12 protein-coding genes and 1 tRNA gene are annotated in these 20,138 nt (G+C 38.9%); 3 read left to right on the plus strand and 10 right to left on the minus strand.

Translation table 11 applies throughout. The features are described 5' to 3' along the window. From Q1K34_RS08925 to Q1K34_RS08935, 3 genes are all read right to left on the minus strand, one after another. On the minus strand, positions 1 to 1,097 hold a 1,097-nt coding region (locus tag Q1K34_RS08925), incomplete at its 3' end, for a hypothetical protein (RefSeq protein ID WP_300437436.1). A gap of 1,270 nt (positions 1,098 to 2,367) precedes the next feature. Beyond that, positions 2,368 to 2,441 (minus strand) — tRNA-Arg (locus tag Q1K34_RS08930). Between the two features lie 45 nt (positions 2,442 to 2,486). Further along, positions 2,487 to 2,936, minus strand: a complete 450-nt coding sequence (locus tag Q1K34_RS08935) for a GatB/YqeY domain-containing protein (RefSeq protein ID WP_300437479.1) — start codon at positions 2,934 to 2,936, stop codon at positions 2,487 to 2,489. Positions 2,937 to 3,041: 105 nt separating this feature from the next. Between Q1K34_RS08935 and Q1K34_RS08940 the strand changes: the two genes are divergently transcribed. From Q1K34_RS08940 to Q1K34_RS08950, 3 genes are read left to right on the plus strand one after another with little or no spacing between them, the layout of a single operon-like run. Next, entirely contained in the window at positions 3,042 to 3,941 is a 900-nt protein-coding gene (locus Q1K34_RS08940; RefSeq protein ID WP_300437438.1) for an alpha/beta hydrolase, read from the plus strand. Next, complete coding sequence (locus Q1K34_RS08945; RefSeq protein WP_300437440.1) at positions 3,938 to 5,134, plus strand: histidinol-phosphatase; 1,197 nt, start codon at positions 3,938 to 3,940, stop codon at positions 5,132 to 5,134. Before Q1K34_RS08940 ends, Q1K34_RS08945 begins: the two co-directional genes overlap by 4 nt. Continuing rightward, positions 5,131 to 7,701, plus strand: coding sequence for a glycoside hydrolase family 2 TIM barrel-domain containing protein (locus Q1K34_RS08950; RefSeq protein WP_300437442.1), 2,571 nt, complete (start codon positions 5,131 to 5,133; stop codon positions 7,699 to 7,701). The genes Q1K34_RS08945 and Q1K34_RS08950 overlap by 4 nt, the downstream gene beginning before the upstream one ends. A 58-nt stretch (positions 7,702 to 7,759) precedes the next feature. On the opposite strand, the gene bglX is transcribed toward Q1K34_RS08950, so the two are convergent. The 7 genes from bglX to Q1K34_RS08985 all read right to left on the minus strand — a co-directional run bounded on the left by bglX (position 7,760) and on the right by Q1K34_RS08985 (position 19,977). Continuing rightward, positions 7,760 to 10,033, minus strand: a complete 2,274-nt coding sequence (gene bglX / locus Q1K34_RS08955) for a beta-glucosidase BglX (RefSeq protein ID WP_300437445.1) — start codon at positions 10,031 to 10,033, stop codon at positions 7,760 to 7,762. Between the two features lie 36 nt (positions 10,034 to 10,069). Continuing rightward, on the minus strand, positions 10,070 to 11,869 hold the full coding sequence (locus Q1K34_RS08960) for a family 43 glycosylhydrolase (RefSeq protein WP_300437448.1): 1,800 nt from the start codon (positions 11,867 to 11,869) through the stop codon (positions 10,070 to 10,072). A 26-nt stretch (positions 11,870 to 11,895) separates the two neighbouring features. After that, entirely contained in the window at positions 11,896 to 12,702 is an 807-nt protein-coding gene (locus Q1K34_RS08965; RefSeq protein ID WP_300437451.1) for a prolyl oligopeptidase family serine peptidase, read from the minus strand. Next, complete coding sequence (locus tag Q1K34_RS08970) at positions 12,692 to 14,071, minus strand: glucoamylase family protein (protein WP_300437454.1); 1,380 nt, start codon at positions 14,069 to 14,071, stop codon at positions 12,692 to 12,694. The genes Q1K34_RS08965 and Q1K34_RS08970 overlap by 11 nt, the downstream gene beginning before the upstream one ends. Positions 14,072 to 14,103: 32 nt before the next feature. Next, positions 14,104 to 15,471: a glucoamylase family protein gene (locus Q1K34_RS08975; protein ID WP_300437457.1), complete on the minus strand. Its 1,368-nt coding sequence runs from the start codon at positions 15,469 to 15,471 to the stop codon at positions 14,104 to 14,106. 67 nt (positions 15,472 to 15,538) lie between these two features. Next, positions 15,539 to 16,990: a RagB/SusD family nutrient uptake outer membrane protein gene (locus tag Q1K34_RS08980; protein ID WP_300437459.1), complete on the minus strand. Its 1,452-nt coding sequence runs from the start codon at positions 16,988 to 16,990 to the stop codon at positions 15,539 to 15,541. Positions 16,991 to 17,004: 14 nt separating this feature from the next. After that, positions 17,005 to 19,977, minus strand: coding sequence for a TonB-dependent receptor (locus tag Q1K34_RS08985; RefSeq protein ID WP_300437462.1), 2,973 nt, complete (start codon positions 19,975 to 19,977; stop codon positions 17,005 to 17,007). Positions 19,978 to 20,138: the final 161 nt, after the last annotated feature.

Raw genomic sequence — 20,138 nt, forward strand, 5'->3', positions numbered from 1 at the left:
GCTGCCAGGAAGCCATCTAGGGTTCCGGTCAAAACAGGATCAGCAGAACCATATTCTTTAGTCTTATCAGCAACAACCACTGAGGCTGATTTTTTATTAACAGTTAAAGTTGCCGAATTACTAGTAACTGTTGGCATAGGGTCGCAAGCAGAAAGAATTATTCGATATATGTAATTGTTCATTGCAACAGTTGGCTTTGTTATTAATAAAGTAGCTGAAGTAGCACCGTCATAACCAGAAAAGGTTTCATTACTTACATCTGTAAAACTAGTACCATCATTTTTGCTAACCTGCCATTTATAGGCTTCAACTGTTCCTGTAGCTGACAGGGAAAATGAAGTATCTTGTCCATAGGTTATAACACTATTTGTGGGGTGGGAAGTTATTAAGGGGAAATTGCAGCTTAATGAATAATTAGAAGTAATTTTTTGAACCCCTTGATTAGTATTGCCAAAAGCTGTTCCACCAGAGGCAGAATACGTATTTCCATTTAAATAAATATTGTCATACGTCCAGGTTATTGTCTGAGTCTCCGAAACTGGTATTCGAGGGTTGGACCCTTTATTGTAATCAAATTGAGAAAGCATCTCTTGCCCACCATTAATTTTATATCTTACTGTTATCAATGTAGAATTAGGAGTACCATTAGGCAAACCTGTTGCCGAAAATTCAAAATTAGCATCCGTAAAATAAGTGAATCCCTGGAACTTAGACTGCACCCCCTCAACAATAACCGTAAATTTCACACCTATGTGCCTAACCTCAATAGCATATTCAATCCTCCAGTTGCCATTGGCATCCACAGGAGTATCGTGATAACCGTGATGGTGATCGTAGGACGGTTCTTCCTCAAAATGGATATTCACTTTAGAATCTAAAGTCCAGCCTGTACCGGTAATAATTGCTATTTCCCCCGGTGCATAGTCTTCTTTATCTGATGCTACGGTAGGATTCGCCAATCCTGCCTGAGAATAAGCATAGGGATTGGCTACAGTAGTTGTATCAGTACGACCTACCATCAATGTTGGCAGTGCAAAAAACATTAGTAACAGCAAAAAGCGTGTTACCCTATTAAACTTGTGTAATAGTGCTATCATATTTATTTGAAATTAATTGTGAACTTATCTAAACCTTTAGGGAAGGTGTCTTTTGTGCATCAAAATTTTAGGGCTCCATCTAATAGCACAATAATTACTTCAAATTAACTTCATTTTACGATTCGTTTAATATTAAATAATTCTTTTTCGAAGAAAGATATTTAAAAACCGATAAAAGACGTAATCTATTAATAATCAGAAACAAACAAAGGAACTTTGGATAATAATTCTTTAACTTTATACTTAAAAAATCGCTCATAAAATCGTCAGATCTTACGCTTTAGAAAAAATATTTTAAGGAGAAAATACTCCATTAAAATTGGATTATATTGAAGAGAAGATAATTGATCTGCTTGAAAAAATCAGTAGACTTAAGTGAGATATTTTGAGACTATATATACTGCTAGCACTACGCTTAAGGCCAGTACGATATTACGGTAAAGGTTGCTATAATCTTGAATCATTATAGAAAAATCAGTTAGATTTTAAATTTATGGAGGTTTTTTAAAATAAGGCATTAGGGTTTTCCCTTGTTTTTTGCCAATTTAAAAAATCCCGAAATTTTTAACATCAACTTAAAAAACACCTCAACATTGTTTTGTATATAAGGTATAGCAGCATCTACTACTATTTCAACTTTCCGGTTTAAGTAAACAATAAAATCATTATTACAATAATTAGAAAAAATGCGGAAAACCACATTTATGCTCTCAGAAGAAATACTAGTTTTGGGCAAGCGATCAGAAATTCTAGAAATTAATATATAAACCCTAATAACACATTTAAATTGCCAGGCCTACAGGATGGGTGAATTGAGTAGGGTCGATTTACTTTATCTGGTCTGGCATTTTTATTTTTCTTTAGGAATAGTCCAGATTCGCTTTAAAAAATAAATAAAAAATATACCTTCGAATTTAGTCTGAGATTGCAAGGCTTTTTCTACATGTAGCCAGGATTCGCTTCGCCCATCCCTCAGAGCTCCGCTTTGAAAATAGTTCAAACAAAAAAACGCACAAGTAAGCTTCGTCTGAGATTGCGAGGCTTTTTCTACAAGTAGCCAGGATTCGCTTCGCGCTTCCCTCAAAGCTCCGCTTTGAAAATAGTTCAAACAAAAAAACGCTCAAGCAAGCTTCGACTGAGATTGCGAGGCTTTTTCTACATGTAGCCAGGATTCGCTTCGCCCATCCCTCAAAGCTCCGCTTTGAAAATAGTTCAAACAAAAAAACGCTCAAGCGAGCTTGGCGTTTTTTCTTATTGAACTATTTATTCGTGACCCCGGCAGGATTCAAACCTGCAACCCTCAGAGCCGAAATCTGATGCGCTATTCAGTTGCGCCACGGGGCCGTTATTAGTCATCACATTTCGACTGCGCTCAATGTGACAAAATTCTTATGATAATTTCTTTTTTACAATCATGGAAATTGTTTTTCCATCGGCCTTTCCTGCCAACTTTCCCGTTGCCATTCCCATTACTTTTCCCATATCCTGCATTCCAGAAGCACCGGTTTCAGCAATAATCTCATCCACTTCTGCTTCAATTTCTTCCTCACTCATTTGTTCCGGCAGAAATTGTTCAATCACTTCAGCCTGTTGTAATTCAGGTTCAGCCAGATCTTCTCTTCCCTGCTCTTTATAAATTTGAGCACTATCCTTACGTTGCTTAACCAATTTTTGCAAAAGCTTATTTTCTTCCTCATCAGATAATCCCTCTTTTGAAGAGGATTCAGTATTCGCTATTAAAATAGCACCTTTAACAGCACGTAAAGCTTCTAACTTGGTACTATCTTTCGCTTTCATCGCGGCCTTCATTTCAGCCATCACTTTTTCCTGTAAACTCATCATGCAAGAATTATTGGTGCGAAGATAAAATTTTCTAATCGAATTTACCACTTATTATCCCCTCAAAAATAAGTATATTCAAGCTGCTATTAAATAGATGTAAGTATGAAAAAACTCCTATATATATATTTCCTTATAATAACGATTCAAAATACTGAGGCTCAGATAAAGTATCTTGATAGTCTTTATGCGGTTGATAAAGTTCAGACTAAAGTTTATACAGAAAAAGATGACGAGAAATTAATTATTGATCTCTATACCCCCTCTAATGCTGACAAAAACCGACCTCTAATTATTTTTATGCATGGCGGCGGATTTTCAGGTGGAAGCCCTCAAAATCCTCAGGAAGTCAAATTTGCCAAAGTCGCGGCTGCAAAGGGCTATATTGTCGGTTTAATTTCTTATCGGCTTACCCGAAAAGATAAGTCTTTTGGATGTGATTATGATGCTTCAGGTAAGATAGAGACTTTTCAGTTGGCTGCGGAAGATTTTATGGATGCTGTTAAATTTATGAAGCATCATGCTGAAGAATTTAATATAGATCCGGATATCATCATTGTTGGAGGTAGCAGCGCAGGTGCTGAGGCAGTATTAAATGCAGCTTATAATCCTGCTCTAATGTTTGATGATACTGAAAAATATTCTGACATCAGTTTTTCAGCAGTGATTTCTCTGGCTGGTGCTATTGTAGATGCGCGATATTTAAATAATGCACAGGCAGTTCCAGGAATATTTTTCCATGGTACCGATGATAATCTCGTTCCTTATGCCAGCGCTCCACACCATTATTGTGAAGCCAATGAACCCGGATATCTAATGCTGGACGGCTCTCAAAGCATCGTTGACAAGCTCCATAAACTAGAAGCTTCTTATCTTTTTTACACGTATAAAGATGCACGGCATGAAATTTCCGGAATTCCTTTTAAAGAACTCCCTCAGGTCTTCGAATTTCTTAATAGCGTAGTATTCAAAAAAGAAAAAATTCAAACTAAAATTTATAAATGAAAAAGATCTCATCCTTCATCTTTCTGAGCCTTTTTATTTTTAAGATTTATACGGGGAAAGCCCAGGAAGAAAAATGGTATAAAGGAAACTTACATACGCATTCTTACTGGAGTGACGGCGATGAGTTCCCGGAAATGATCATAAAAAGGTATAAGGATAATGACTACCAATTTATAGCCTTATCAGATCATAATGTCATTGCCGAAGGGGATAAAAGGAAAACAATTTCCAATGACAGCCTCTATCAGGAAGCATTTGAAAAATATCTGAAAGAATATGGAAAGGATTGGGTGCAGTACGAAAAAGGTGAGGAAAGCTTAAAAGTTCAATTAAAAACGCTGAAAGAATTCAGACCACTTTTTGAGGAGCCTGACAAATTTATGATCTTCAAAGCAGAAGAAGTCACTTCTTACCTAAACGAGAAAGCGGTCCATATGGGTGCGATAAATATTAAAGAGGTCATTGAACCTAGAAAAGGCGCTACTATCGTGGAGCTTATTCAGAATAACCTGAACGCAATTAAGGAGCATGAAGAGAAAATTGGTCAACCGGTGATGCAACATCTAAACCATCCTAATTTTACCTATGCGATTTCAGCAGAAGATATTATACAACTGGATGGCGAACGCTTTTTTGAAGTATTTAACGGTCATCCCTATGTAAATAATTATGGGGACAGTATTCATGACAGTACCGAAGAAATGTGGGATAAAGTGAATATAGCATATCATTCTCTGGAAAAGCCATTATTACTTGGGATTGCTACAGACGACAGTCATCATTATCATAAATTTGGTTCTAAATGGAGTAATGCCGGTCGCGGCTGGGTGGAAGTAAGAGCTAAGAAACTTTCACCGGCAACTATTATAGATGCACTGGAGGCCGGAGATTTTTATGCCAGTACCGGAGTGGAACTGTCTACCCTGAAATTTGAAAACAATCAAATTTCAATTAAAATAAAGGAAGAAGAAGGAGTTCGTTATAAAATTCAGTTTATTGGAGTAAAAGAAGGTGCTACCAAAAGCGAAATCTTAAAATCTGTCCACGGAATAGCAGCAGATTTTGAAATTTCTGAGAATGTACTTTTTGTTAGAGCTAAAATTATTTCAGATAAAGAAAAGAAGAATCCTTATCGGGAAGCTGATACTGAAGTTGCCTGGACCCAACCTGTTACAAAAAAAAGAACTAAATGAAAATTCTTCAAATCACTATTCTCCTACTATTACTTACTCAAGTTAATGCCCCGGCTCAACGAATGGTGAAAACACTAAATTCCGGCTGGAATTTTCAGCTAGAAAATTCTAAAAAGAGCGAAAATGTAAATATTCCGCATACCTGGAATGCTGAAGATGCCTTCAATGACGGAGCTTATTATAGAGGCAAAGGTATTTATAATAGAGAAATCTTCATTCCGCAAGACTGGAAAGGGCAGGCCATATTTTTAAGCTTTGAGGCCGCAAACCAGGAAACCAAAGTATTTGTAAATAACAAATTCGTGGGTGAGCATATTGGCGGCTATACCGCTTTTGTATTTGAATTGACCAAAGCATTAAATTTTGGGTTAAATAATGAAATTAGAGTTGAAGTTGATAATTCGCATAATGTCAACATTCCTCCTCTGGAAGCCGATTTTAATTTTTACGGCGGAATTTATCGCGATATCGAATTAATTGTAACCGGAAAAACCCATTTTCAGCTCGAAGGAGAAACTGCCGGAAACTTATTGATCAAAACTCCTGAAGTAAATGACAAAACAGCAGAAGTAATTTTCGAAGGTCTGGTTGCTAATCCACTTCAGAATCAAAATCTTCAAATCACGATCACAGCTCCTAATGGAACTAAAATTTCAGAAAATATAGAACCTCTTAGAACTGAAAATTTATCGGTAGCATTTGAAATCAAAAATCCCGAGTTATGGTCACCTGATAATCCAAAACTTTATGAATTACAAGCTCAGCTTGTTGAAGCAAATTCCGGAGAGATACTCGATTCCTATTCTTCCAAATTTGGTTGTCGCTGGTTCAAAGCCGATCCAAAAAAAGGTTTTCTACTCAATGGGAAACCAATCAAATTAATTGGCGCAAATAGGCATCAGGATTTCGAAAATATGGGAAACGCCGTACCCAATAGCATCCATAGAAAAGACTATCAGATGATAAAAGATATGGGGGCGAATTTTATTAGAACTGCTCATTATCCACAGGATCCTGAAGTTTATAAAATATGTGACGAGCTCGGTCTATTGGTCTGGACAGAAATTCCGGTGATCAACGACGTTACAGACTCTATAGACTATCACCAGAACTCTATAAATATGCAGCGAGAGCAAATACTGCAACTGTATAACCACCCATCTATCATCTTTTGGGGCTATATGAATGAGATTTTTATCAGGTTGGTTTTTACTGGTGATATGCCAGAAATTGAACGTAAAGCAAAGATCGCAACCAGTGTGGAACTCGCCAAGAAATTAGAAGCCGTGACCAAAGAACTGGATACAAGTCGTCTTAGCGCCATGGCACTGCATGAAAATGATATTTATAACACTTCCGGAATTGCTAATATTCCCGATGTAATTGGCTGGAACCTCTATTTTGGTTGGTATACTGACGGACTTCAAAATCTTGGAAAATTCCTTGATGATCAATATCAAAAATATCCGGACAGGCCATTGATCATTTCTGAATATGGCCCGGGCAGTGATTCACGAATACAAACAAACGATCCAAAACCCTGGGACTTCAGTGAGGCATATCAACTTAAAAGCCATATCAGCTATATCAATCAGGTAATGGATCGTCCTTTTGTTATTGGGATGTCGGCGTGGAATTTTGCTGATTTTGGTTCTTCCGGAAGGCAGGATACCAGGCCATTTATCAATCAGAAAGGTCTGTTAAATTTTAACAGGGAGCCAAAGGATATCTATTACTATTATAAAGCGAGGTTAAGTGATAAAGATTTTGTCTATATCGCCGGAAAGAATTTTGAAAAAAGATTTATAGATAAAAGTGAAAATGTAAAATTGAACGTTTTTTCAAATGCTGAAAAGGTCATTCTAAAAGTTGATGATAATCCTGAAATTTCGGCTATTGTAAAAAATAATGTAGCTGAATTCAGTTTGGATCTGACAGAAGGAGGTCATTGGGTTGAAGCCACCTCGGGAGATGCGCGACATTCCCGGAAGATCAATATTCAATTTCGACAGGATCTGCTTAAAAAACTGGAAAATCACCCCCTTTCCATCAATGTGGGATCTCGAAGTGATTTTATAAATGAAGCTACCGATGAAACCTGGATAAGCGATCAGCCTTATTCTGAAAACTCATTTGGATATGTGGGTGGAGAAGTTCTTCAGCAGTCTGAAAATAAATTTCAGGCTACTTTTTCAAATCTCAAAAATACTACTGAGGAGCCTCTTTACCAGACTATGCGAAAAAATATCAATGCTTATAAATTTGATGTTGGAAAAGGCAATTATCGCATCTCACTTCTTTTTGCTGAACCAAACTGGTCGGCATCAAAGAAAAACATCTATAATCTGGGTTCAGATAAAGCAGAGAATTCAGAGGGAATCAGAACTTTCGATATTCTAATTAACGGTATACCTGTAGAGAAGAACCTAAATATTGCAAGTCAGTACGATGTACTTCAGGCAGTAGAACTCAATTACAAGATCCATACCGAAAAAGGTCTTAACATCGAATTTCAACCCTTGCATGGACAAACTATCCTTTCAGGAATACGGCTGGAAAAATTATAAAAGAAAGCCCCGGAATGAAAAAATAAAACCGGGGCGATCCAACTAAAACAAATTGTGCTTAATCCTTCAAAGTGAAGGAACCATCAAATTCAGAATCTGAACTTCCAGCTATAAAAAACTCAAATTCTCCAGGTTCCGCTACATATTTCAAATCTGAATTATAAAATTTTAGATCTTCAGGACTTACCTCAAAAGTTACGGTTTTAGACTCACCCTTTTTTAGCATGATCTTTTTAAAAGCTTTCAATTCTTTTCCAGGAGGCGTAATACTTCTCACTTTATCGTGAATATAAAGTTGTACGATTTCTTCGCCGTCATAATCTCCTGTATTGGTAATGGTCGCGCTTAAAGTTACTGTTCCAGTAGAACTCAGTTCTTTTGAATTTGCCTTCACATCACTGTATTCGAAGTCGGTATAACTAAGTCCGTAACCAAATGGCAATAAAGGTGAATTCGGCGAATCAAGGTAATTAGTTTTAAACTTCTGAAATTCCCCACTTTCAGGACCTGGTCTTCCGGTAGTCTTCATTCGGTAATGAATTGGAATCTGACCAACGCTTCTGGGCCAACTGTTTGTTAATTTTCCTGAAGGATTATAATCTCCAAAGATTACATCGGCCACCGCATTTCCGGCTTCCACTCCGGGATGCCAAATTTGCAAAATGCTTACCGGCAGTTGCATTTCTTCTGAAATATCCAGGGGCCTACCACTCATTAAAACAAGTACTACAGGTTTACCAGTATTTGTAAGTTCCCTTATCAGTTTTTTCTGGGCATCGGGGATTGTAATATCGGTACGACTGGCTGCTTCTCCACTCATTTCGGTGGCTTCACCTACTACCGCTACAATTACATCTGAAGATTTAGCCAGATCCAGGGCCTTCTTTAGTAGGGTTTCAGGAGACTCATCAGAGATCTGTATCCGTTCTCCAAAGACGTTCACTTTCTTCGCGAATGAAGTATCATCCGAGATATTAGCACCTTTAGCATAGGTGATATTTGCTTCTGAAGCTACATTTTTCATTCCTTCCAGAATAGGAATCGATAATTGAGGATCTCCTGTTGGCGCCCAGGTGCCCAGCATATTATTTTTGCTATTTGCCAGCGGACCAACTAAAGCGATATTTGCATTTTTCGCAAGTGGCAAAGTGTTGTCATGCTTCTTTAAAAGCACAAAAGATCTCGTTGCAGCCTTTCTTGCAAAATCTCTATTTTCTTCGGTAAGGATATCTTTCTCAGGTCTGCTTTCATCTGAATAACGATAAGGATCGTCTAACAATCCTAATTTATGTTTCGCTTCCAGAATTCTTCTCGCAGCATTCGTGATCGTTTCTTCGGAAACTTTACCCTCATCAACAGACTTTTTGAGCGTGGTTAGAAATCCTTCTCCTACCATATCCATGTCAAGTCCGGCATTAATTGCCAATGCAGAAACGGCCTGAAGATCACCCATTCCATGCGCAATCATTTCATTTACCGAAGTATAATCTGAAACTACAAATCCCTCAAATCCCCATCTTTCTCTCAGCAAATCTGTAAGTAACCATTTATTTCCTGAGGCGGGTATTCCGTCTATATCATTAAAAGAAGTCATTACACTCCCCACTCCGGCATCTACCGCCGCCTTATATGGAGGTAAATATTCGTTGAACATTTTCAACCGACTCATATCTACGGAGTTATAATCCCTTCCTGCTTCAGCAGCACCATATAAAGCCATATGTTTTACCGTCGCCATCATCGTATTGGGTTGGGTAAGATCTTCTCCCTGGTACCCATTAACCATTGCTTTTGCGACCTGAGACCCCAAATATGGATCTTCCCCGGCACCTTCTGCTATACGCCCCCATCGAGGATCTCTGGCTATATCCACCATGGGCGAAAAGTTCCAATTAATACCATCGGCAGTAGCTTCTTTAGCAGCTATTTTCGCTCCTTCTTGAATCAATTCCATATCCCAGCTCGAAGAAAGTCCTAACGGAATTGGATAGGTGGTTTTATAACCGTGAATAATATCGGAACCTATTAATAACGGGATTCCTAACCGGGATGATTTTACAGCGATATCCTGTGCCTGTCTCACTTTCTCCGGACTTGAGACACCAAACACGCCTCCTACATTTCCGGCCTTGATCTTGGTTTCCACATCTTCGCTTACCACAGACCCTGTAGCTATCCCACCTCCTGGAGTTAAAAGATTAAGCTGACCTATTTTTTCTTCCAGGGTCATTTTTTTGAGCAATTCTTCTACTTGCGGAATCTTTTCCTGTGCCGACAGGAATAAAGTTCCCATAAAAGCTATACAGAATATCGATAAATATGTTCTCTTCATGGTCTTTGCTTTTTATTAGTTGTTTAGTTCTTCGGTTTATTTCACTGAAATTGTTTCAGATCGCTCTGAAATTCCATTTTCATTAAAGGCCTCTATACTAAAATAGTATTGGGTATCACGATCCAGATTACGCATAAAATGTTCATTTTTGTCGTAGATCAACCAGGATTGGTAAAGTTTATCTGGTGCAATGCCCCAGCGTATATTATAACCCTGGGCACCTTTTACCGGCTGCCAGTCTATAGAGGCATTTCTACGATCTTCCTCCCGTGAAACTTTAAACCCATTAACTTTTGCAGGTTTTTTACCCAGGCCCTTACCAAAAACCCTGATTTCAGATAATGCCAGATTATTCCCCGGAACTTCTACATTATTATAACGGACGTATTTTGCTTTTATGGGTTGATTAAGGGCGATATAAGCATTAGGCGCATCTTCATAACTTTTACTTCTATCTACCACTGTTTTCCATTTATTAGCATCATCTGAAACTTCCACAGTAAACCTATGTCTTAAACCTTCAGTTCGGGTGTATATACCAGATTCGTGATCATGAAAATTTAGTTGGATGGCATAAACATTTCCTGGGGCGAGCATTTCGATCTCTGCCCATTGTTTGGCATCATTGGCCTCAGCAACCCAAAATGATTTCGGACTTTCATCTGTTAATACTTTTGAAATGATCTCCCCGTTACCGTCCTTTTCCAGTGGCATTTCTGTGATCTCATAATCATCATCTGTAGAAGTACTTTTCCGTATCTGCATTTTTGAAGAGGATACCCTTGTTTTCCCTTTATAAGAGAGCAACATCAAACCACTATGCTGTCCGGGGTTGGTTGGATGGTTCGGCCCAAACAATGGATAATCACCATAGCTTGTATCTGTATACATCAATCCTTCTTCATCGAAGTAAGTAGGAAACATCGCCAAACGTCTTTCCCAGTGAGCATTGGAAGCAAGTGCCATCGTAGCAAAATGCCAGTATTGTCCATTGGTTTGTTGTACCGTCACGCCATGACCGGCACCATTCGTAAATCCACCAGGCTTAAAACTATAAGGATTATTTTTCATGTATTTAAAAGGCCCTAATGGAGTTTCTCCAACATAAGCAGCATCTGCATACACATTAAATTGTGTGCCCGGCGCGGCATATTGTAAGTAGTATTTTCCATCGTGTTTGGTCATGGAAGCTCCTTCCATGTACCCCTCCTTTAAGGTTGGATGAAAATTATTCTCTCCAAAACGTTCCCAGCCATGTTCTTCTTCCACCAGGTTAATAAGTTCCTTTTCAACTCCGGTTTCAAGAAAGCGGTCGTCTTTATCCAGCATTTTCACACGAATGGGGTGTACATTTGACGAACCCCAATACAGGTAAGTTTTGCCGTCATCATCGATAAATAGTTCAGAATCCTGAATATTACTGGTTATAGAAGCAGTAGGTGTCCATTTACCGCTTTTGGGATCATCTGTATAAAGAATACTCCCATAACCTGCAGGATCGCCAGCAAAGTAAACCAGAGAATCTTTATAATTAAAAGCAGTGGGCGCATTAGATCCCTCAAAAAACCATTTTTCGGGTTTGATAAATTCCCAGTTGATAAGATCTTTAGAATACCAGTAACCAAAAGAGCGCGTTACAAACATAAAATACTCGCCACGGTATTCAATCACCGCAGGATCTGCGCCGGAACGATAAGAGATATTGCGACTTGAATTATACACCATGTAGGTATAATCCAGATCTAATGGATTACAATAAGTTTCGGGTACTGCTTCTTGTGATGATGCAGTGAAACCAAGCAAAAAAATTATAAAGATGTAACTGTAGAGTTTCATTTAAAAAAATTAGAATTTATGGCTTTTTATTCCCTCTCTCGTTCTTTTGAAAACAACCATGGCAATAAATAAGGTTCTGAAAATGCCGAATCCCAGCTATTATGATTATCATCCGGGTACAAAGAGACCTTTGCATTTCCGCCATGATGATTAATAGATCTCGCCATCGCCTTTGAAAGCGCTGGAGGAACGATATCATCTTTTTCGCCGTGGAAAATCCAGATATTAAAACCTTTGGGATAATCCTGGGCAATTTCTGGATTGGCACCACCACAAATAGCGAAGGCTGCCGCAAACATTTCTGGTTTTTTATAAAGAAGCTCATAGGTACCCATACCACCCATAGAAAGACCTCCTACATACACCTTTTCTTTATCGACAAATTTTTGATTAATCACCGAATCCATCATCTTCATGACCAGGTCCAGTGATTTTGTTGGTTCTTCCTTGTTCTTAAAATTAAATTGAAAAGGCATGGTATCTCTCTTAACCTCAACTTTTGCCCAATAATCATTCTTTGGCGCCTGAGGAAAAATCACAATTGCAGGAAATTTTTTTCTGTTTTCAGCTTGCAGAAAAAGGTCACTTCCATGAACTAACTGGGCTTCATTATCATCTCCCCGCTCTCCGGCTCCATGCAACACTAATACCACCGGATATTTTTCATTTTCAGAAAAATTATCTGGAAAAAGAATCCTGTAATTGAGCGTATCGTTTTCAGAAATAAATTGTTCTCTTTTAAAATCATCTTTTGTTTGCGCACGTAAGCTTAGCGGCAGCAATAACAATATAGATCCCAACGTGATCAACAAGTATTTCAATCTATTTTTCATAAGTAAATCCTAAATTTTTGAGTCCGTTTTGTACTTCCGGTGCACCCATAAAAAGATCCCAGATCAAACCTGAGCGATAATTTTCTATCATCACCACCATTGGCCCCTGGTCTATGGCCAGATATCTTGCGGCAACCCATTCTTCATCTTCAAGGCTGAAAGCATCATAAAAACCAGCTGGTCCCCAAACAAGATCGTTGAGATCTGAATAGAAATATCTCATAGCTGCCAGCGATTCTGCCGGAGTATATGGAATAGAACTAATTGCGGCCGTAGGAGAAACCACTCCCCTGTCATTATCTGGTGAGTGGGCTGTATAACCAATGCCTCCGTTTTCATTACGCGTATAACTTGCAGTTAAGCCCCAGGAATTTGGCCCGTAAGTAGCATAATCTTTAGGATTCTCCTGGCAATACTTATAATTTATCAAACTGTGGTTTACGTTGAGATCCCAATAGTTCGCATATTCATCAGACAATCCTTTTGGATTTAACCCTAAATAGGAATAATGAGCCCAGAATAATGGACCTCCCATATCGCCACGGGTATTATGTTTAAGTATCAATGGCAAGCCGTAGGCTTCAGCATCTGTAGTAATATTTCCGCTACGTGCCCAGCCGTCATGATAAACTTCCGGCTCAATGGGGTGATCTGGTGAAGATGCTGCCAGCACATACGTAATAAGGCATTCATTATATCCCTCGATCAAAAAATCCATTTCCCATTCATATTCCGGGGACCAGTGCCAATAAATCCCGTCTTTATTATTGGTGTACCAATTCCATTCGATGCCTTTCCACAATTCATCATATTTTGAAGCTATCACTTTTTCTTCTTCTGAACCATTCTTCAGGTATTCTCTAACTACTATAAATCCCTGCGCCAAAAATGAAGTTTCTACAATATCACCGCCATTATCCTTTTCTCCGAAAGCCTGTACTTCGGCAGTTTCTCCATTAAGCCAGTGAGACCATGCTCCATGAAACCGGGGTGTGGAATCGAGGAAATTTGCAATTTTATCCAATCTTGCCACTGCGGAATCCCGTGGAATAAAACCTCTTTCCATACCCGCTACAATGCCCATTAAACCAAAACCCGACCCTCCGGTAGTAACCACATGAGCATCATTTTTCGGATAATCTCCGTCGGGATGAAAACGTTCACGAGCCATTCCACTATTAGGTTCAGCATACTCCCAGAAATATTTTAGTGTTTGTTTCTGAACGGTGTCCAGAAGAGCTTCTTCTGAAAGTTGATTTTCTACAGATATATTTTCGGTTTGAGTTTCCCCGGAATTTTTCTGAGCGTTTTTACATCCACTAAACAGAAAAATTCCAAAAGTTATTATTACTAAGGATTTATTAAGCATGGGGGTATTATTGAGTAAAATATTCTAAAATTTTAGTAGGAGAATCCAAGTTTGTTTAATCCATTCAGCACATCTTCATCTGCCATGAAAAGATCCCAAAGCATTCCTGTACGATGATTTTCAATCATGCCTATAATAGGTCCCTGGTCTATTGCTAAATATCCATCAGCAAACCAGTTCTGTTCTTCAGAAAATGCATCATAAAATCCATATTCTCCCCAAAGTCGATCGCCAAGATCTTCGTAAAAATGACGCATCGCAGTCATAGACTCCTCTGGAGTATACGGAAATGATGATAATGCAGCAGTAGGAGTTATTACGCCCAGGTCATTCGTAGGACTATGTGCTGAATAACCTTCATAATTATCTGAAGCTGTGAGGCCCCAGGTATCTACGCCATATCCCTCATAATTTAAAGGATTTCGAACACAATATTCGTAATTGATATTGGCATGTGCTGTATTCTGTTGCCAGTAATTAGCATACTCATCACTCAGATTGCGTGGGTCAAGACCAATAAAAGAATAATGGCTAAAAAAAAGTGGCCCTCCAAAACTCGGCCCTAAAGGCATATTGAAGCCATAATGGAATCTGTTAGTTACCATATTCCCATTGGAAGCCCAACCTTTCGTATAGACTTCTTTTGAAATAGGATGAGTAGGGCTGGAAGCTGCCAATACATACACTATCAATGATTCATTCCAGCCTTTAATTTGTAAATCGATTTGAAAATTATAATTAGGTGACCAGTGCCAGTATAATACATCTTCACCCTGCGTATACCAATCCCATTCCACGTTTTCCCAGATCCTGGTAATACGATTACGAATATTTATTTCTTCTTCATTATCACCATTAAAATACTGTCGGTTAATAAGAAGCCCCTGCAGTAAAAATGCAGTTTCCACGAGATCTCCACCATCGTCGAAAGTACTAAAAGGTCTGGTTTGCCCGGTATTTCCCAAATACCAGTGAGAAAAAGCACCGTGATAAGTAGGCACGCTTTCTAAAAAATCGAGAATTTTTTTAAGTCGGTCAATCGCTTCCGTCCTACTAATAAAGCCGCGTTCCACGGCTGCAGGAAAAGAAGCTAAGCCAAAACCAGATCCCCCCGTAGTAACAATTAGAGACCCGTCCCCTCCATAAGCATCCTCCTGAGAACGTTCTTTTGCCAGACCACTATTTTCTTCAGCAAAATCATAGAAATAGCCAAAAGTTTGTTCCTGAACGAGATCGAGTAATTCCTCGTCAGATAAAGGCGGTGTACCTCCTGGATTTTCACCACCTGTTTCAGGCGGGGGTTCAGGCGGAGAAACTTCATTTCCTCCGCCGTTATCTGAGCTACAACCTATTGAGAAGCTTACTAAAAATGTAATTAAAAAAGATTTTAGTTTTAACATATTTATTCAAACTTTTCTCACAGAAAACACCCTACTAAGAAGGGTTATAGTAACCCCTTAGTTTATTTTAGTAACCAGGATTTTGTTCCAATAAACCTCCACTTTGGTCTATTTGTTCCTGTGGAATCGGGTATAATTCATGCTTACCCTCTACGAAAGGATATCCAAGAGCCTGCATTACCTCGGCGGCTCGACCCTGGCGACGCAAATCAAACATTCTATCCTGTTCCATCGCGAGTTCGAGTCGTCTTTCTTTCCAGATATCCATAATCGTAATACCCGAAATAGGTTCCAGTCCTGCCCGGTCCCGCACCTGATTTATCCTTTCTTCTGCAACTCCGGTCATCCCCAGTCTAAAGGCAGCTTCAGCATTAATTAGAAGTGCTTCGGCGTATCTGGAAAGGCGTACGTTTTTCTCGTCACCTCCAGCGTTTTCCAGGCTAATATTCACATAAGCTTTTTGATTATACCGGGGATTTGTAACGGTTTCCGGTACAAACCTACCGTCATATAAGGTTTCACCTCTAAAAATGATCGTACCGTCTTTTCTGGTATCACCTTCTTCATAGGTATTTAACAAATCTTCACTTGGACTATTGAAGCCCCAGCCCCAACCGCCTTGTCCACGGGCTCCCTGGGATGCATAATAGTTATTTACTCCAAGCGGATTTGGGGATTCACCCCTGGCCTGGATTTCAAATATAGATTCCACACCGTTTTCACTGGTTTCTTTCCAAACATCTTCATAATTGGGTTCTAATCCATATTCACCGGAGTTTATAACCATTTCGGTCAAATCAAATGCCGGTTGCCACTTTTCCTGGTAAAGACTCACTTTAGCCAATAAGGTTTGTGCAGCACCTTGAGTAGCCCGTCCAAGGTCATTTGGTGCGTATTCGCTCTTTAGGGGTAGGTTGTTCATTGCAAAAGTTAGATCTTCTTCAATAAATGCATACACCTCTTCTACCGGAGCCCGTTGGAAAGCCCTATTTATATCTTCCTCACTATTAGGATCTGGGATAAAATCGATTATTGGTACGCCTCCAAACATTTGCACCATTCTAAAGTACATTAGACCTCTTAAATATCTGGCTTCACCAATCAATCGGTTTTGTAGATCCTCTTCGATATCTACATCGGGCAATAAAATGATGGCTCTGTTTGCCCTGGCTATTCCCTGGTAGTGGTTTTCCCATAGCAATCTGAAAGCAGCTTCGTTTTCAGTAAAAGTATATTCTTCCAAATTTTGTTGATAGGTCCCTGTATCCCCGGGATCACTACCCTTTACAGAATCATCTGAAGCTATATCTGCAATCCCGTACCACGGGAAGGAATTCATATTAAAACCGAGAAAAATATTATAAATAGCGTTCACCAACTGAGGTGCCACATCCGGATCTGATAATGCTACTTCAGGGGTTTCCTGCGCAGGACTTACCTCAAGAAAATCCTCTTCACAAGCGACTGTAAATAATGACAGAACAACCAATAAAGAGAGTGTTTTAAATGTCGTTTTCATATTCATCTATTTTTTTATAAACTTAGATTTAAACCAAAAATTAAAGATTGTACGGAAGGATAGGCATTTAATTCAATCCCAGCCCCTCCAAGAGGCGCACCTGGCAATTCTGGTGTATAGCCCGAAAAATCCTGACTAATAAATGGATTTTGAGCTGTAACATACAATCTTGCATTGTTTATAGCGATATTTTCCTCGAATGGAATGGTATATCCCACTGTAATATTGTTCAACCTGAAAAAGTCGCCAGATTCTAAATAATAGGTTGATGCAAGTGGCACGCCATTAAAAGCGGCCGGCTCAGTATTGGAAGGATTTTCAGCGGTAAATCTATTATCAAAAACCTCCTGCTCTATATTCTCATTATTGAATCTGTTGGCTTTTTTACCATTATATACCACGTTCCCATAATTTCCGTAGCCATCTACATTTATATCCCAATTCTTATAATTTGCGGAAATATTGAAACCGTAAAAATTACGGGGAGCATAAGATCCAAAGAATTGTTTATCTCCATCATCTATGTTCCCATTATCATCTACGTCTTCGTAAATAAAATCACCGTTATCGTCTACTCCTATCACTTCCAACAACCAGAAACTTCCAAGAGGCTGCCCTACCTCCACTCTTTTAGTTATCTGGCCGTTTCCAAGACTACCACCGGTATTCTGGGCAAAAAATGGATTGGTAACTTCCTCAAGTTCATTCTCGTTCATGGTAAGGTTTCCTCCTATTTGATATCTGAAATCCTCGCCAATACGATCACTCCAATTAAGCACAAATTCCCAACCTTTGTTTCTTACTTTTCCGGCAGGTGTTAAGGTAGTTCCCCTAAATCCAAAAGCGTCCGGCAGTTCTACAGGTAGTATCGCATCCCTATTTAAACGGTTATAATAATCGATCTCCCCGGTAAGTTTATTGTCTAAAAATCCAAATTCAAGACCTATATCATACTCTTCCGTAGTTTCCCAGGATAAATTAGGATCTATTAGCTCATCCACGGTTCCGCCTTCATTAACCGCTTCATCAGGTCCAAATGGATAATTAAGCCCCGAGTTGAAAGTAAGAATATTTAAGGGTATATTCTGGTTACCCAGCTCCCCGTAACTTCCTCTTAATTTAAGAAAGCTTATAACTTCGGAATCTTCTAAAAATGCCTCTTCGCTGATAACCCATCCCAGACCAACGGAGAAGAAATTACCATATTTCTGGCCTTCCTGGAATTGGCTGGAACCATCCCTTCTTATAGTAGCAGTTAATAAATACTTACTGTCAAAATCATAATTCAACCTTGCAAAATAAGATCTTAATCTTACTGTATTATCTCTTAAACCATCCACAGTTTGTGGATCGGCATCCCCGTTGTTCAAACTCCAGAAGTCACTGTTGTTGGGAACATTTCTTCGGGTACCCTGTATAAAATCGCCGCCTCGCTCTTCCATTGTTGTACCTAACGTGAGTTTGAAATTATGAAGATCAGCAAGTGTTTGGTTCAAAGTCACAAAATTATCCCATACCCATTTATAAGATTCAGCTTTTCTAATAGTAAGAGATGTTTTGGGACTTTCGTCTGAATATTGATCCCTGGTTCGAGTAGGATCTCCAGAAAGGAATAGATCCAGGTTAGGAGTAAAATTCCTTCTCCTGAAATATTCTGTTTCCACACCAAAACGGGAAGTGAACTGAATCCAATCAGTAATTTCATAATCAAATGTAAAACTTCCCTGTATGGTTAAATTTTTCTGTTTCTGATTATCATAAAATAAATCCCTCACCGGGTTCCCCACATTATTGATTCCAGTAGAAGATCCAAATTTTCCGGCAAATTCGTTACCCTGTGGATATCTTACCGGAATAATAGGTGTTTGTTTGTATGCATTATTAAAAGCACCGAAAGGCTTTGGCACTTCATCTGTAAGGGCAGCACTAACCTGCTGCGTAAAAGTTATCTTATCTGAAATATCAAAACTTGTATTACTTCTTAAAGTGAGACGGTTGAAATCATTTCCCTTTAAAATACCTTCTTCCTGAAAAAATCCTGCACTAAAATAGGTTCGAACTTTTTCTGTACCGTAACTTACAGATGCATTGGTACTACTAATGCTACCCGTTCTGGTTATTTCTTCAAACCAATCTGTATTGAATTCCTGATCTAAATCAAATCTTGGCTCCTCTCCAGCGCGAACTAGTGCCTCGTTGGAATAAATGGCAAAACTTCTTGAATCTGCCATATCCACTTTTCGCAATTCTGTTTTTGGTCCATAATAGGTATCAATATTGATTTGCATCGCCCCTACTTTACCCTGTTTGGTAGATACGATGATGACCCCATTTGCTCCACGGTTACCATATATAGCTAACGAAGACGCATCCTTTAGAACATCGATTGAAACAATATCATTAGGATTAATATTATCGATATTATCAGTTAAGATCCCATCCACTACATATAATGGACTCTGACCGCCAAATACGGTACCAAGACCTCTAACAAATACATCTGGTGTTGCACCCGGCGCACCGGAAGGAACAATTTGCACACCGGCAGCCCTACCTTGAATTGATTCTATAGGGGAGGAAGCAGGCTGCCTTGTAATTTCCTCTGTATCAACCCTACTAATACTACCAGTTAAATCTTGTTTTCTCTGGCTACCGTAACCTACGACCACTACTTCATCTAATTGCCCTGCATCCTCCTGCAGAACAATAGAATAATTTACGGCGGTGGTAATCTCCATTTCCTGTGGAGCAAAACCAAGAAAAGTCACTCTAAAGGTATCACCTACCTCTACATTTTCTAAGGAGAAGTTTCCGTCAAAATCGGTAACATCATAAATATCCTTACCAATGACTTTAATATTAGCCCCCGGCAAAGGCACCTGGTTCTCATCTGTCACAATACCACTAATGGTTTTGATTTGTTGAGCATGCGAAAATCCTGAAAAAACTAAAAAGGAGACGCAAGCGAAGAATAATTTTAATTTCATACTCGTTGGGTGTTTTTGCTTAATTTGTTACTGAAAGATACGCTGTAAGCATAGGTTAACGCAAACGTTATAGTACACAACTACTACATCAAACCATTATTGCTTTTAAAATGCTGATATACAGTAATTTAAACAGTTATTGAAGTATGATTTTAAGAAAG

Source organism: Christiangramia sp. (genome assembly GCF_029937855.1).
In the GTDB taxonomy this organism is placed as follows: domain Bacteria; phylum Bacteroidota; class Bacteroidia; order Flavobacteriales; family Flavobacteriaceae; genus Christiangramia.

Bases quoted from the DNA above. Each gene is read 5' to 3' on its own strand.
- Q1K34_RS08975 (WP_300437457.1), bottom strand. From the start codon at position 15,471: ATGTTAAAACTAAAATCTTTTTTAATTACATTTTTAGTAAGCTTCTCA.
- Q1K34_RS08935 (WP_300437479.1), bottom strand. From the start codon at position 2,936: ATGAGTTTACAGGAAAAAGTGATGGCTGAAATGAAGGCCGCGATGAAA.
- Q1K34_RS08980 (WP_300437459.1), bottom strand. From the start codon at position 16,990: ATGAAAACGACATTTAAAACACTCTCTTTATTGGTTGTTCTGTCATTA.
- Q1K34_RS08940 (WP_300437438.1), top strand. From the start codon at position 3,042: ATGAAAAAACTCCTATATATATATTTCCTTATAATAACGATTCAAAAT.
- Q1K34_RS08945 (WP_300437440.1), top strand. From the start codon at position 3,938: ATGAAAAAGATCTCATCCTTCATCTTTCTGAGCCTTTTTATTTTTAAG.
- Q1K34_RS08950 (WP_300437442.1), top strand. From the start codon at position 5,131: ATGAAAATTCTTCAAATCACTATTCTCCTACTATTACTTACTCAAGTT.
- Q1K34_RS08960 (WP_300437448.1), bottom strand. From the start codon at position 11,869: ATGAAACTCTACAGTTACATCTTTATAATTTTTTTGCTTGGTTTCACT.
- Q1K34_RS08985 (WP_300437462.1), bottom strand. From the start codon at position 19,977: ATGAAATTAAAATTATTCTTCGCTTGCGTCTCCTTTTTAGTTTTTTCA.
- Q1K34_RS08970 (WP_300437454.1), bottom strand. From the start codon at position 14,071: ATGCTTAATAAATCCTTAGTAATAATAACTTTTGGAATTTTTCTGTTT.
- bglX (WP_300437445.1), bottom strand. From the start codon at position 10,033: ATGAAGAGAACATATTTATCGATATTCTGTATAGCTTTTATGGGAACT.
- Q1K34_RS08965 (WP_300437451.1), bottom strand. From the start codon at position 12,702: ATGAAAAATAGATTGAAATACTTGTTGATCACGTTGGGATCTATATTG.